Source organism: Echinicola vietnamensis DSM 17526 (assembly GCF_000325705.1).
In the GTDB taxonomy this organism is placed as follows: Bacteria; Bacteroidota; Bacteroidia; order Cytophagales; family Cyclobacteriaceae; genus Echinicola; species Echinicola vietnamensis.
Genome location: NC_019904.1, coordinates 3915342 through 3930686, shown reverse-complemented (window position 1 = coordinate 3930686; position 15345 = coordinate 3915342). Strand labels below are relative to the sequence as shown.

Below are 15345 nucleotides of genomic sequence, written 5' to 3'. Positions count from 1 at the left end.
TTAATCTGATGTTTCCTCTTTTAGGCCTAAAGGGTGATCCCTTCATGTTCATATCCTTTGGCAAACAACTTTTCGATCCCTTTTCGGGTCAGTCCTTTTCCGATCACCACCAAAAACGGCTTTTGCCCTACTTCTTCCAGAACGGGTGAAATGCTCAACTGTTGCCCCACGCTTTGGACAAGGTGAAGCTGTTTACGGGATGAAAGCCGGACAAACCCCTTGATCCTGTAAATTTGGTGATAATGTAGGAAAAGAGAAACCGTCAAGACACTTCGCAAGCGGCCAAGGTCAAACACGATATTTTCAAAATCCAGTAAAATGGACTTCATATCACTGTGCTCATGGGACTCTGGAGCCTGAAAAGTAAAAAGTTGCGTTTCCTGCGAAGAGGCTTTGTCGATCATCGCCAGTGTTACTTCTCCAAAATTTGTGGGAAGTACCTGTGCAAGTGGATTGATGTTCTTGATTTTTTCTTCCAGGGCATGCACATAATCTTCCGTCACCATAGCGGCTTTATTGAGCAATATCAAGTCCGCAACGGCCAGTTGCCTTCCCGCTTCAGGCACCTCATCAAGGCAATCCTCGAATAAAACGGCATCTACCACCCCTATGACTGTTTTCACCTCAAAAAACTCACGGACCGTTTCGAAGATAAATACACTGGCCAAGGCTCCAGGATCGGCCATGCCTGATGCCTCAATAAATACATTGTCTGGCGGTGAGGGCATTTGGGTAATTTCTCTGAGTACCGCGTACAATTCCTCTCCCAGTGAACAGCAAATGCAACCATTATTGAGCTCAAATACGCGCTCTTGTTTTAAGTTCACCAAATCCCCATCAACAGACTGCGAACCAAATTCATTCTCGATGACCAAATTCTTTTGATGAGCATATTCAGAAAGCAGGTTATTTAGAACTGATGTCTTGCCCGCTCCAAGGAATCCGGTTAGGATAATGACATTAATTTTTTGTTGATGCATGGCTATTTCTTTAAGTGCTTACAGCTACAAACTTAATGGTAGATTATTTTAAACGCAACATTGTTGCAATAATTAAAGCTTATAATTCTATGTTGACAAAGTAATTTTTGCGTGTGAAATAGGGAACATTTACGTATCTTTTTATTAAAATTACGTTAGATAGGACGATTAAATGACAACACTAACCCCACTGCCCATGAGTAATTTAGGCAAAACAATCCATGATCATTATTGCCATGGATTTGGCAACACCACTGAGAACCTTTCCGGAAGTATCATAGAAGCAGAAGGTAAAGATTGGATCATTTTACGCACTCCTTTGAAAGCTCCTGTATTTATAGATTTTTCCAAGCACCTCCCCAAAAAGCAACTTTTGATCGATGCGTGGTGCCAAGACCAACGACAACAAGCCTGATGTAGCCCTTTAAGATCGTCTTTAACGATTTATAATTCATTCATTTTCAATGATGAAACCATAATATTTCATACAGATACATTTAATAGGATTTTATTTACAAATAAATACTCCATATACTTTTTGAAATTTTGCAATTATTACTTAAATTATTCACAAACTACACTCTACCAGTAATTCATCAACTATGACAAAGCATCTCATCGATTTTGAGCTGTTTAAAATTTTGTTTCCATCCCTCTTAAAGTTGGAAATAAACCGATTCATGACAGCCATTGACCTATCGGAAGAAGTATATTTTTTGGAGGGAAAACGAAAAGTAAAAATTCGCTCAGTACGAGAGCTAAAAAGCATTCTCATCAAGAAACTCCCTTCTGAAACCTATAGCAAATGTTTTCCGCTCATTTAGTACGGTAATGCTATCCCTCCGTGCCGCGGGCACTCCCTTAGGAGATTGGGGTTCCACGAGCATCCTGTGGCTAAAACCGGCAATGTTAAATGGGGTAATTCACCATGGCTGAAACCTACGGCCATGGATGTGTTGCCCTTCCGGGCCAAGCATCGGGTGTGCTACAATCCAGATTCCTTGTATTCATTGAAGTTTCGCGCGCTGGGAGTTAATATTCCCCATGAAGGAAAATCCTAGTCCCAGAGGAAAACAGCTTGATCCTCATTCATGACTGTTTCTCTCGAGGTGTCGTGCGAATATTCATAGAAAATGGCTCTTAAGTCACGGCCTTACCTTTTGAATTTCAGGTTAGACCTTCCCCATTATAATCCTGCAAACTCAAAGGGTTCTGCTGCCTCAAAATGGTCAAAAGCATTTCCTTCATAGGTTTCATTATTTGCCAAGCTTAGCTTTAGGGTATTCGCCATTCCGAAATCTACCTTGTTAAGGTCTACCCAAAAGGTATTGGGAGTCAATACGGATTCAAAATAGTATGTGAGGTGCTTTTGGTCCGAAACGGTGCGCCATCTCGTAGAAGAAATATTTGGTTCATCCGCAGAAGAAATGCCATATGGGACCGAACAATTCCTAATCACACTAAAAACACTCGCTACGGCTATCTTTCTGTCGGAAGTCTTGGGAATGGCATTGATATAGTAAGATGCTCTGACAAACCGGTCGGCAGCATTATTGGTCCCTGGTAGCATCATCGTTCCCGGGATCCGCTGCCAATAGGCATTCAGCGCCAATTGCTGCTCATAAACAGGAGAATTGGTCATCACCACATAGGAGGGATCATGGTGAATCACCAGCTTTCCACCGACATACTCAAAGACCGCATTATCCCCCGAGGCATCAGAAATGGACAAATGACAGGTGGCAAATCGCTCCGTTCCGGGAATATTACTGGAAACCACCACAAAATCCTCTTTCGCCATCTTGTTTACCGCCTCATCCACCGTGGCAAAATTATCCAATATATACTGTGCCCAAGCAGCAATGGACAAGCCCGGTTTGCTCCCACTGAATGTCGGATATTCAGATTCTGTCAACCAAAGGATATTCGCCACCAAACCCTTTTCATTCATGCCATCAACGGTGGCCACATCATATGAACTGGCGACGATGCTCCCGTACTTGGATTGCCATGTGATGGAGCTGGGCCCCACCTTGCCTTCTCGCTGCATCTCTCGCGGAAATAGCCATAAGTTGGCAGGAATTTCATCATTCCAATCCATTGACCTAGCGGTGATCACCAAGTTTTCTGGCCCTTTGTACACCACTCGCGTACACGGCACCGCTATACGTGCCAAAAAAAAGAGTGCAAAAATGATTATCACATGCTTGGTTTTCATAATATGATGATTTTATACTTAAATGGAACAATGCCTTAATTGGTATAATTTAACTAAAAAATAGAATTTTTAAACAGTGACTGGTCATTAATTATTTATGAAGGCCATGCTGGTCTTTGGTCACAGTGGCTTCATCGTATATAATGCGATCGATCCACCACATAAATAAAACCGAAATCAGGCAGCATTGGCTGTTAAAATTAAGTTACTCCACCACTTGGCCAGTCAGCCAGCATAATCCCCTTCTTTGTAAGAAACTGGTAAAAAACACCATGGTAATGATGATTTAAGCAAACAAATGCTAAAATTTGAAATAATTACGTGAATTACCTGTTTATATAAATAGGAAGACAATATTCCGAAATTAATGATCATAATATCTCCCATTATAACTACCCTTCTCTCGTTGGTGTTTTCTTGGTTTGTTGGTGTCGTGTGTTGCCATTGGATCAAGGGGCATCTCCTCTATCCCAAATATGGCCACCTCTTTTTGATCCAAAACCGGAAATGGGAGGTATTCATTGCCCTAAAATGGTTTGAAAAGATCATTTCCTTATTCCCCTTGGAATATTGGGAGTTTAAATTAATGTACGGCAAAAACGAGGACCATCTCCGGCTGGATGAGATAAAGACCAAACATTTTACCCGTGAACTCGAATACCTTATTGCCGCAGCAGTATTGACTGGCATTGCTGCAATCAATTATTTCTTCGGTAACATAGGCACCTTTTACGTTCTATTAGCCACCAACATATTTGGCAATATTTACCCCTTATTGGTTCACCAACGGATCAGGAGAAAATTGAGAAGGGATTATAGGCTAGGCCATTAGTAAGCCTCCATAATGGTTTCCCCGTTTTTAAGTCCCTTTGCAGTGGCTTTTATGTGGATATTGCCTGCTTCCTTTGCCGAAACGATAAGCGTCAGCTGTCCATTAAACACCTTCATTTGGGGTTCGTGGAAAAGCTCCAAGCTCCCCGGGTCCCCATTTGCCACGGCCCTAAAGGCCCCTGCTCCTGCGACATCAAAGGAAAGCGATCGCTGATCCGTCGGACATACCCTGCCTTCCTTATCCACCACCTGCACCCGAATAAAAGCCAACTCATCTCCTTCTACAGCAATTCGTTTATTCTCCGGTACCAATTCGATGTGGTGAGGCTTTCCGGCGGTATGGAGGATCTTTTCAGCAGCTTTCTTCCCAAGACTATCATAGGCCACCACCTTCACTTCCCCGGGTTCATAGATCGCATCCATCCACATCAACCTGTATCGCTCCTGAAGGGTACCTTCTTTGTGCTTGGTCTGCTTGCCTTGGCTCTCACCATTGATAAAAAGCTCTGCTGACGGATAATTGGTGTATACAAACAGGGGTGTTTTCTGGCCTTCTCTCCCCTCCCAGTTCCAATGAGGTAAGATATGCAATGTCTCTTCTTCTGGCTTCCATACACTTTTATACAAATAGTACCTGTCCTTCGGAATTCCCGCCAAGTCCACAATCCCGAACATCGAGCTGTGATTGGGCCAAGCATCGGTATCATAAGGGGTGGGTTCTCCCAAATAATCAAAACCCGTCCACACAAACTGTCCCAATGTCCAGTCAAAGTCGTCAGCAAGTGCAAAATCATCCTCTGGCAGGTTTGACCAACTACAATACTCCAGGCCATAGGCACTGGACTGCTGGTTTTCATGTATGACCTGCGCCCCTTTTTCTACAGGAAAATGATAAACACCACGAGAACTCACGGTAGATCCTGTTTCAGACCCCAACACCAAACTGTGCGGAAGTTTCTGATATCCCTCTTCATAACGGTGGGTACGGTAGTTGAAGCCCGTCACATCGATCATTGCTGCGAAGCCATTGTCCAGTACACAGGAAATTTGATCCATTCCTGCCGTAACCAAACGGGTAGGATCTTCACGATGACAAATGTCCTGCAGGAATTTCGCCACTTGGTAACCATCGGCACTACATTGCGTAGGCACTTCATTGCCGATGCTCCACATGACCACGCTGGGATGGTTGCGGTAGTGCCTTACCATATTGACCAAATCTTTTTCGGCCCAATCATCAAAAAAACGGTGATAGCCATTTTTACATTTGGCCACATCCCATTCATCAAAAGACTCTACCATCACCATCAAGCCCATCTCATCGCACAGCTCCACCAATTCCGGAGCAGGCATATTATGCGAGGTCCTAATGGCATCTGCGCCCATGTCCTTCATCAGCTGCAATTGTCGCTTGATAGCAGAACGGTTCACAGCAGCTCCCAAAGGTCCTAAATCATGGTGCAGGTTCACCCCTTGGAATTTTCTCCGCTGCCCATTCAGGAAAAAGCCTTTGTCCGCAATAAATTCAATCTTACGGATCCCAAAACGTGTCGTAAACTCATCTATTTCACGACCTTCGATAGAAATAACGGACTTGGCCACATACAGGTGAGGCGACTCCGGAGACCACAGTTCTGGATGATCAACCGTCAAAAATTGCTCTAAAGGCCTTCCGTGGTTAAGCCTTTGGACGTTCTTTTTCTTCGCCACCACTTTCCCCGAAAGATCAAGGATAGAAGTTTCAATGGATATGTCAGTTCCTTCGGACACATGCTCCAGCTCCGTTTTGATGTTGACAGAAGCATATTCCTCCGAAACATAAGGAGTCGTCACAAAAGTCCCCCAAACCGGAACATGAATTTTGGGGGTTACCAATACATGGACATTTCGATAAAGTCCTGCTCCAGGATACCAACGGGACGATTGCGGTTTGTTTTCCAGCCTTACGGCCAATTGGTTTTTTGTTCCATCGGCGTGTAAGAAATCTGTCACATCGAAATAGAATGAATTATATCCATATGGCCAAAAACCGACTTTTTCGCCATTGACGTATACTTGCGCCTCGCTCATGGCCCCATCAAAAATAAGCTTCACCCGTTGTTTTTCCGGGTCAAAACCGGGCACTTCAAAAGCTCTCCTGTACCAGCCGACTCCCATATAGGGCAAACCGCCAGTTCGCCCGGTTTTTTTGGTGGCCACCTTCTCTCCGTTCTGGGTGACTGCCACAATTTGTAAATCATTACTTTCGTCAAAGGGACCATAGATCGCCCAGTCATGCGGGACCTGCACAGATTCCCATTCACGGTCATCGAAATCGATTTGATAAGCCTCTTCTTGCTCTCCCTTACTGAACCGCCAATCTTCCTTCAGCGGCCAGGATTTACGGACCCTTTGGGCATGTGAAAAGGAACAAATACTGCCTATCAACAACAGGCAAATCAATATCGAACGGAAACGCATAAGCTTTTTCTTGTTAGTTGAGCTAAAAAATAAAGATAGCCACTTTAAAAATTTGTCGTGTCCTGGCCATAATAATTTTATCCCTATTGTGCTGCACTGTCCTGCTTCCGGAGATATCCCCGGATCAATCGCTGGCTGTCCCTATCCTCGGTTTTTGGTTCAATTAGGGCATGAAGGTCTGTTCCATCCTCCAGTTCTCCCTGAAAAAAACCATATCCTCTGTAAACACCTTTCTCGATGAGCACCAATCCTCGTTCTCCCCTTTTTCTTCCTTTCAACAAGATCGCCTGATCGGTTTCAGGAAAACGAATAGCTTCCATATAACTGCCCACCCGTTTGTTATAGGCTTCGACGGCCTCTTCTTGGACACAAGCCCCGCGACAGGTTCTCAAGGAATATTGGAAACAGGCTCCATTGGTGGGATAGAGGCCATTGATCTTTTGACAGAGCTGATAGCGGTCGGTAATCCGAAAGAGGTATTCTTTTCCTTCCTTTTTAGCGGTAAAAGCCATTAACTCCCGCTGGTCTGTGGTAATTTTCTTTAATTGCAAGGAAAGATAACCTTCAGCTGTGTGCTCCAAATAAAGCCCCCAAAGGAAAATACTCCTTCTCAGTGCTCGGTTAAACATCGGCTTGTGGAATTTGATCAACTCCGATTCCCGTAACAAAGCCATCAGCTCGTTGCCCATGTTTTCATATTCGATGCGTCTAACTTGATTTTGCATCCTGAGTGCCTTGGCGGTGCCCTGCTGAAAATGCTGCAAGAGCCGTTTTCTGATATCGATACTCTTGCCAATGTAAATGATGCGATCACCCTCCCCCATCAAATAATAAACGCCCACAATACCTTTTGGGACTTCCTTGACCAAGGAGGATAAGTTCTCTGAGAGCATGGTATGGGTAGCAATGGTTTGACCTACTAACGCCCTGTCAAAGCGAATTGTTTTACGCCATTCATCATCAGGAGATGGCTACATCGGTTTCCTGTCCAATTTTCCTCCCCGAAGGTGCTTTCTTACCCAAATCACACGAATCAAGGAAAGGCTTCAATTTAAGTATTGTAGGCTCCCTTCCTTGCTTAAAGTGACATCTACTCCACGGGACAAATGATTGTTGGTCTTTTGTCGGGAAGTAGGTTTGTTTTGCTTGGTGGGCTTTTTCAGGCTCCATCCTATGATCAAGGCGACTATGGAAATGCATATCCAAAAAACATCCACCGCAAAAATCTGAATGTGCCCGGCAGGAAGCGTCACCCAAGGCCAATTACCCGTTACCAGTCCATTGGCTACAGGAACCATCATGCCCAATATTCCTCCACCAAGTAAGGTGAATTTATTGGTAAAATAATTGTCCCGCTTGACCGTGAAGAACACTGATAGCACCAACCAACTGTAAAAGAATACCTGATAGATAAAAGTCATGCGCGAAGCATCGAATGTGGTCAGGAAAAACTTGACCGCCAAAAAGGTAATGGCTGTTGCGGGAAACATGCTTAAACATACCCCCAGGTAAATCCAGACCACCCAAGCATTAAACCTTCGTTGTTTTTCAGGAATATTTTTTTTGTCGCGCGCTACGAGCCAGATCATCACTCCCGAAAGGATGACAAAACATGAAATGATTCCCAAGATAAAGTAGACTGCTTTTAGCGGCATTCCACCAAAATCCCCAAAATGCAACTGGGTAATAATAGCCGTTACGGCGTTTTGATAAGAGGTGGCTGTAAAAGGGTTCACTACCTTCACCTCTTCGCCGGTGGCAGCATGGTAAACAATCTCACCTCTACCGGCAAATTTGGCGTCATAGTGTGTGCGGCCTTCAATGCCGACATGCATGTTTTGGTCGCCATAATCGAATATCTCTACGTTTCGGATTTCGAAGCCCTCCCACTTTGCCTCTGCACGTTCCACTAAAGCGTTGATGCTTGGCACTTCCGTTAATGGATCATTCGCCCAAGCAAAATGGGGCGGATTAAAGCCAAAGTCTTCATAGAGCTGGTTTGTATCTCCGTCATACATAAACGTTACCACGGCCGGAGACATCACCGATGTTCCGATAATCAGACAAGTCCCCGTCACGGCATACACAAACTGATACGGCAGCCCAATGATTCCAAGGGCCGTATGGGCATCCGTCCAAAGGTTTTTCAAACTGGCTTTTGGACGAAAAAGGTAAAAATTAGAAACGATTTTCTTCCAATGCACCAATACCCCCGTTATAATCGCAAAGAGAAAAAAGAAGGCTATAAGCCCCGCTAGCAAATATCCCGATGTGCCCCACAGGTTAAGTTGCGCAAAAAAGTGCAAGCGGTAAAGAAACTCTCCAATGCTATAATTACTTTGGTAAGTGTAGGTATCCGAGGTCTCGGGATCCATATAGAAAAAAGCCCGTCCCCTAGCTGCTTCATTGGCTGTAGTGTCCTTCGATGCAGAAAGGCTTACGTTTATCCTGCGCTCATCAAAATACTTGGTAAATGCCACATCACGGGCTTGAAGTTCATGCCGTTGATTCAGCGTATCCAGCAATACATCAAAATCCAAATCGCTCAGTGTAGCCGTTTCGACAATAGGTTCATTTCTTTCCCAACCCACTATTTCATCCCTGAAAAAGGAGAACGAACCGGCAAAGAAAATCACAAACAACGCCACACTGATGACAATACCACTAACGGTATGGGTATGGAAAAGCACATTGTAAATCCTGTTGCTCATGATCAGACAATTGGGTTATAAATTTTACCGATATAGATCAGGCCTGAAAACACCAATGTGCACAGCAAATAAACGCCCCATGCTTTCCAGCCATCCCTAAAAAGGAAGGCCACTAAAAACAAGGTCGCCCAGAGCATAAATCCTCCAAATCTTAAGGTCATCAGCACATTAATATGATCTACCCAAAACCCAATAGCCATAAAAAGCGATACGGTCACTGCATATCCTCCTAAGAAACCCGCAGTGATTTTGGCAAATCGTTGTCTTTTTGATGTAGTCAGGTGTTTTTTATTCGCTGGCATATCAGAGGAATTCTAACATTAAGGAAATGGCAAATAGAACAAGAAGGCTTCTGTAGCCTACAAATTTTAGGGGGGTGACCACCACTACGAGACTCGCAACCGTCATCAAAATAACTAAGAAGGTAAACATCCCCGCTCCTACACCACTATCAAACATGGCTATCAACATGCCCAGTGATAATAACAGCAGTCCAATGGCCTTGGCTGGCCCCGGGTGAGAATGAGCCCATTTTTCCAAGTGGTTGGACAGGAGGAGTGGTGCCTTTTTGGAAGTATTATACAATGTATAAAAGCCCAGAAAGATGATTAATGTTGCTAATGTGATCATGGTCAGTCAACTTCTAACTTCACTATACAGCAAATATAGAAGCAGGAACCACCCAAAGCAACTTTATTTAGATTTAATTTAAATTAATAGCTTTAAAAAATAGTTTCGAGAAATGAAGCGTGGACGCTTCTTCACTTATGTATGAGAATTATAAAAACTCCGAATATGTGCTTCCACGTTTTTGATGACACTTTTGTACCACCTGAAACGGATTTCTTCCTTTTCTTCTTCCCTTAAGTAGTATATCTCTGGTCGGGAACGGATGATCTTTTGCTGCAAATCATACAGACATATGGAAGCACTGACCGAAATATTGAAGCTCTCTGTAAAGCCTGTCATGGGAATGTGGACCACACCATCGCTCTTTTCGATGACCTCTTGGCTTACCCCTTCATGTTCATTTCCAAAGACCAAGGCCGTTTTTTGATCTGCCTCGAGTGCATGCAGCGGAATACTTTCCCCATGCGGAGAAGTGGCCAAAATCCGATAGCCCTTTTCCCTCAATTCCTCAAAACAAACATCCACGGCCGATACGTGCGGGGTTTCTTGGTACTTGTAAATATCCACCCATTGGGCCGCGCCCCTGGTGACATAGGGGTTGACATCATAGGAATTGGCCTTTTCAATGATATGGATATCCTGAATCCCAAAGCAATCACATGTCCTGATCACCGCACTGGCATTATGGGGCTTATAAATATCCTCTAGCACCAAGGTGAAAAACCGGGACCTTAAAGCCAGGATCTCTTCCATCCTGGCTTTTTTATGGTCGGTTACGTATTGGGACAGATAAGCTAAAAGGTCGGGATCCTTTGAACTATTTTCCATTTTTAAACAATCCTAGCTGATCCTTGTCGTCATCATCATCATCCTTCTTTACATTCAGGTCGATGGTCGAGCCGACTTCCAAATCATCTTTATTTCCATTTTCTTCTTTGGTGCCTGTTTCCTTTTTTACGGGTTCAAGCAGCTTGATGCTCTTTACCGTATGGGCACTGAGCTTATTCCCCACGGATTTCCAACCCTTGACATCTATCAGCATGTCCAGGTCGTATTCCACTTTTTCCGTTTCCTGGCCTTTCTTAAGGGTAACAGCTACCTGAGGCTGTTTATCAGTAGACACGATTTCTAAGGTAGACCTTCTGTGGTCGGAGATAAAAGTAAACTTCTTCCCCATTGTACTGGTCTCGATATTGAACCGCTTGACATAGTGATTTTTGCTGGCTCCGTCGTAATAGACACAGGAAATGACGGCCTGTGGATCAAATTTCTCGATCAGCATAAGGGTATTCGGATCGTAGCGATTGGTCAGCTCATAAGAGGTCAACTCATAACTGCCGTCTTTGTAAAATGCAATGACCTTGTCATCTCCTAGGAAATTGCCGATCAACCGGCCCCGCTCATCTGTATTCAATCTGCCCACCGCTTCATCATAAAACACATCCAACCCTCCGAGGGTAGACCCCCCTTCCATTTTCAACTGGATCTTTCGAACGGGATATTTGGTCAGGATATTTCCGCCGGCCCCACGTCCTTTGATATCCAGTTCCTTAAAGTCAAAGTCAAATACTTTTACCCTTGCTTTGCTTCCTTGCGTAAGGTAAACGGTCACGATTTCGGCTTCTCCATTTGGATTGGCAGTAAAATACAGGACCTTCGAACCCTTGGTACCCTTGGTCAATACATATTCCCTGTCCCGGGTGACACTGAGGATTTGGAATCGCTTCACCATGGTACGGCCAGAAGCGCCATCCAAGTAAATCATATTATAAACCATGCGCTCATCTCCCTTTCGGAAAACGCCCACATGAATGATATCTTTCCCTACAAAGACCTTGTCTTGGATTTTGGTCACCACACAGGTACCGTCCTTCTTAAAAGCAATGATATCATCAAGGTCGGAACAATCGCAAACAAATTCATCCTTCTTCAGGCCAAGTCCGATAAAGCCATCTTTTCGGTTGACGTACAATTTGGCATTATTGGCCGCTACGACAGTAGCTTGAATGGTTTCAAAATTGCGTATTTCAGTTTTTCGCTCCCTGCCCTTACCATATTTCTTTAGGAGGTTTTTATAATAATCGATGGCAAATTCCGTAAGATGCTCCAGGTTGTATTCCACTTCCTTGAGTTCATCCTCCAATTTACGCATCAATTCATCCGCCTTGAAACTGTCAAATCTCGAGATTCTTTTGATCTTGATCTCGGTCAGCCGGATGATATCGTCTTTAGTGATCTCACGGTAAAAGTCCGGTTTATGGGGATCCAGGCCTTTATCGATGGTGTCGATCACATCTTCCCAGGTTTCACACTCCTCAATGTCCCGGTAAATCCGGTTTTCGATGAATATTTTTTCCAACGAAGAGAAAAGCAATTTCTCCATCAATTCCCCTTTGCGAATCTCCAGTTCCCTTTTGAGGAGCGCTTTGGTCTGTGTGGTATTATAAGCGAGGATGTCATTCACCCCCATAAACACCGGCTTATCATCGATGATCACGCAGGCATTTGGAGAGATGGACTGTTCACAATCCGTAAAAGCATAAAGCGCATCAATGGTCATATCCGGTGATTGGCCGGGTGCCAAAAACACCTGAATCTCCACATCCTTGGCCGTATTGTCCACCACTTTTTTGATCTTGATCTTACCCTTGTCATTGGCCTTGATGATGGAATCGATCAAAGAGGTCGTAGTAGTACCAAAAGGGATATCCTTGATCAGAAGGCTCTTCCCATCCCCTTCTTCGATCCTCGCGCGAACTTTGATCTTTCCTCCTCTGAGGCCTTCATTGTACTCAGAAAAATCCGCCAGTCCCCCCGTAGGAAAGTCCGGGACAATATTGGCTTTTTTACCTTTCAGCACATCGACAGAGGCATTGATCAGCTCACAGAAATTATGGGGAAGGATTTTGGTAGAAAGCCCAACGGCAATCCCTTCCACCCCCTGTGCCAATAGCAAAGGGAACTTCACCGGCAAGGTCACTGGTTCTCGCTTCCTGCCATCATAGGAAACTTGCCAATCCGTCGTTTGTGGATTAAAGACCACTTCCAGGGCAAATTTGGACAGACGTGCTTCGATGTATCGGGCGGCTGCAGCTCCATCACCGGTACGGATGTCGCCCCAGTTTCCCTGTGTCTCGATAAGCAGGTCTTTTTGGCCCAAGTTCACAATGGCATCACTGATGGAAGCATCACCGTGTGGGTGATATTGCATGGTCTGTCCAATGATGTTGGCCACCTTGTTAAACCGCCCATCATCCATTTCCTTCATCGCATGCAAAATCCGCCGCTGCACCGGCTTAAATCCATCTTCAATGGCAGGAACGGCCCGTTCCAAAATCACATAAGATGCATAATCTAAAAACCACTCTTGATACATGCCGGTCACCGGTACGGAATCATGCAAAGCATCTCCGTTTTCGCCCTGACCGTTATTTTCTATGTCACTCATATTCGGGGTACATTAATTGGAAAACTGTAAACTTGGAAGATTGCCGGCCTTAGAGGATACGCCAGCTATGCGCAATAGGCCTTTCATATCCGACTATACATTCCCAATTCGTCATGCTAAATTCAACCTTATTCATTCCTTGTCCTTGATTCTTCATACTGATCATGCTGCTTCCGTTTCTTCGGTGTCGGCCTTCACGCCTCCATCTTTCTCCTCCACAATGTCTTTTTCGACTTTCAAGTTATCAATGATAAAGCTCTGCCTGTTTGGAGTATTTTTACCCATAAAGAACGTCAGCAGATCGGCTATCTTGGTTTCCTTGTTCAGGATGATCGGTTCCAATCGGATATCTTCACCGATAAAACCACCAAATTCCTCTGGAGAAATCTCCCCAAGCCCTTTGAATCGGGTGATTTCCGGTTTATTTCCGAGCTTGGCAATGGCCTTTCGCTTCTCATCTTCTGAATAACAATAAATGGTTTCTTTCTTGTTTCTCACCCTAAACAGCGGTGTATCCAAAATGTATAAGTGGCCATTTTTAACCAACTCAGGGAAAAACTGCAAGAAATAAGTCATGATCAGTAGCCTGATGTGCATGCCGTCCACATCGGCATCGGTGGCAATGACAATCTTACGGTACCGTAAGCCATCTACCCCGTCTTCAATGTTCAGCGCATGCTGCAGCAGGTTAAATTCTTCATTTTCATACACCACCTTTTTGGTCATGCCAAAGCAATTTAGCGGCTTGCCCCTGAGGGAAAATACGGCCTGGGTCTGCACGTCCCTGGATTTGGTAATGGATCCTGATGCTGAGTCCCCTTCGGTGATAAACAGCATGGTATCGTTCTTCTTTTCCTCATTGGCCTTGACATCATCATAATGCACGCGACAATCCCTCAGCTTCCTGTTGTGCAAATTGGCCTTTTTGGCCCTTTCATTGGCCAGTTTTTTGATGCCGGAAATTTCCTTTCGCTCCCTTTCAGATTGCAGGATTCGCTTGAGCAGGGCATTGGCTGTCTCTTGATTCTTATGGAGGTAATTGTCCAGCTCTGTTTTTACAAAATCATTCACGAAAGTCCGTAAGGTCGGTCCGTCAGGCCCCACACTGTGCGAGCCCAATTTGGTCTTGGTTTGCGACTCGAACACCGGCTCCTGCACCCTTACGGCGATGGCTGCGGCGATGCTCTGGCGAATATCAGCGGCATCATAGTCTTTCTTGAAAAACTCCCTTACCGCTTTTACAATTGCCTCTCTAAAAGCGGCCAAATGCGTCCCCCCTTGGGTGGTATATTGGCCGTTTACAAAGGAGTGGTACTCCTCTCCATACTGATTGGTATGGGTAAGGGCCATCTCTATGTCATTGCCTTTTAGGTGAATGATCGGGTACCGCTTGCTATCATCATCTACCTTTCTGTCCAGCAGATCATGGAGGCCTTTATCGGAAAAGTATTTTTTTCCGTTAAAATTGATCGTCAACCCAGAGTTCAAAAAGGCATAATTCCAAATTTGGTTTTCTAGGTACTCCGGAATAAAATGATAATTCTTAAACACGGTGGCATCCGGACTAAAAACGATCTTGGTACCATTTCGGTCCGAACTTTTTTCCACTGGCCGGTCTTCTATGAGCTCCCCTTTCTCGAACTCAGCGATTTTCGTCTCCCCATCGCGGTAGGATTGTACCTTGAAGTACTGCGAGAGTGCATTTACCGCTTTGGTACCCACTCCGTTTAGGCCAACCGATTTTTGGAAAGCTCCTGAATCGTACTTACCTCCAGTATTGATCTTGGAAACACAGTCGACCACCTTGCCCAAGGGAATGCCGCGTCCATAATCCCGAATTTCCACTTTGTGTTCACTGATCTTGATATCGATGGTACGGCCATGGCCCATCATATGCTCATCGATACTGTTATCCAAAATCTCTTTGACCAGCACATAAATCCCATCATCCTGGGCACTGCCATCTCCAAGCTTCCCGATGTACATCCCTGGCCGCAGGCGGATATGTTCTTTCCAGTCGAGTGATCGAATACTGTCTTCGGTATATTGTACGTTCTTTTCTGCCAT

General features: G+C 44.7%; 12 protein-coding genes. 2 read left to right on the top strand and 10 right to left on the bottom strand.

Going from position 1 to position 15345, the window contains the following annotated elements:
- Nucleotides 1-26 precede the first annotated feature (26 nt).
- Nucleotides 27-980, bottom strand: a complete 954-nt coding sequence (locus ECHVI_RS23025) for a CobW family GTP-binding protein (RefSeq protein WP_015267094.1) — start codon at nt 978-980, stop codon at nt 27-29.
- A 196-nt stretch (nt 981-1176) separates the two neighbouring features.
- Here ECHVI_RS23025 and ECHVI_RS16185 point away from each other — a divergent pair, with 196 nt between their 5' ends.
- Nucleotides 1177-1395: a hypothetical protein gene (locus ECHVI_RS16185; RefSeq protein WP_015267093.1), complete on the top strand. Its 219-nt coding sequence runs from the start codon at nt 1177-1179 to the stop codon at nt 1393-1395.
- 771 nt (nt 1396-2166) lie between these two features.
- Here the strand turns inward: ECHVI_RS16185 and ECHVI_RS16175 are convergent.
- Entirely contained in the window at nt 2167-3198 is a 1032-nt protein-coding gene (locus ECHVI_RS16175) for a linear amide C-N hydrolase (protein ID WP_015267091.1), read from the bottom strand.
- 367 nt (nt 3199-3565) lie between these two features.
- Here ECHVI_RS16175 and ECHVI_RS16170 point away from each other — a divergent pair, with 367 nt between their 5' ends.
- Entirely contained in the window at nt 3566-4030 is a 465-nt protein-coding gene (locus tag ECHVI_RS16170) for a glycosyl-4,4'-diaponeurosporenoate acyltransferase CrtO family protein (protein ID WP_015267090.1), read from the top strand.
- On the opposite strand, the gene galB is transcribed toward ECHVI_RS16170, so the two are convergent.
- From galB to ECHVI_RS16130, 8 genes are all read right to left on the bottom strand, one after another.
- The gene (gene galB, locus ECHVI_RS16165; protein ID WP_015267089.1) at nt 4027-6489 is read right to left on the bottom strand and encodes a beta-galactosidase GalB; all 2463 of its coding nucleotides are present in this window, start codon (nt 6487-6489) and stop codon (nt 4027-4029) included. The two genes, ECHVI_RS16170 and galB, sit on opposite strands and share 4 nt — an antisense overlap.
- Nucleotides 6490-6572: 83 nt before the next feature.
- Entirely contained in the window at nt 6573-7382 is an 810-nt protein-coding gene (locus tag ECHVI_RS16160; protein ID WP_015267088.1) for a GIY-YIG nuclease family protein, read from the bottom strand.
- 153 nt (nt 7383-7535) lie between these two features.
- A complete protein-coding gene (locus tag ECHVI_RS16155) occupies nt 7536-9200 on the bottom strand; it encodes a PepSY-associated TM helix domain-containing protein (RefSeq protein ID WP_015267087.1) in 1665 nt (554 codons plus the stop codon).
- A 2-nt stretch (nt 9201-9202) separates the two neighbouring features.
- A complete protein-coding gene (locus tag ECHVI_RS16150; RefSeq protein WP_015267086.1) occupies nt 9203-9502 on the bottom strand; it encodes a hypothetical protein in 300 nt (99 codons plus the stop codon).
- Nucleotide 9503: 1 nt separating this feature from the next.
- Nucleotides 9504-9830 (bottom strand): hypothetical protein, encoded by a 327-nt coding sequence (locus ECHVI_RS16145; protein WP_015267085.1) that lies wholly within the window; start codon nt 9828-9830, stop codon nt 9504-9506.
- A 135-nt stretch (nt 9831-9965) separates the two neighbouring features.
- Nucleotides 9966-10658, bottom strand: coding sequence for a TrmH family RNA methyltransferase (locus tag ECHVI_RS16140; protein ID WP_015267084.1), 693 nt, complete (start codon nt 10656-10658; stop codon nt 9966-9968).
- Entirely contained in the window at nt 10648-13278 is a 2631-nt protein-coding gene (locus ECHVI_RS16135) for a DNA gyrase/topoisomerase IV subunit A (RefSeq protein ID WP_015267083.1), read from the bottom strand. The genes ECHVI_RS16140 and ECHVI_RS16135 overlap by 11 nt, the downstream gene beginning before the upstream one ends.
- A 162-nt stretch (nt 13279-13440) precedes the next feature.
- Nucleotides 13441-15345: a DNA topoisomerase IV subunit B gene (locus tag ECHVI_RS16130; protein WP_015267082.1), complete on the bottom strand. Its 1905-nt coding sequence runs from the start codon at nt 15343-15345 to the stop codon at nt 13441-13443.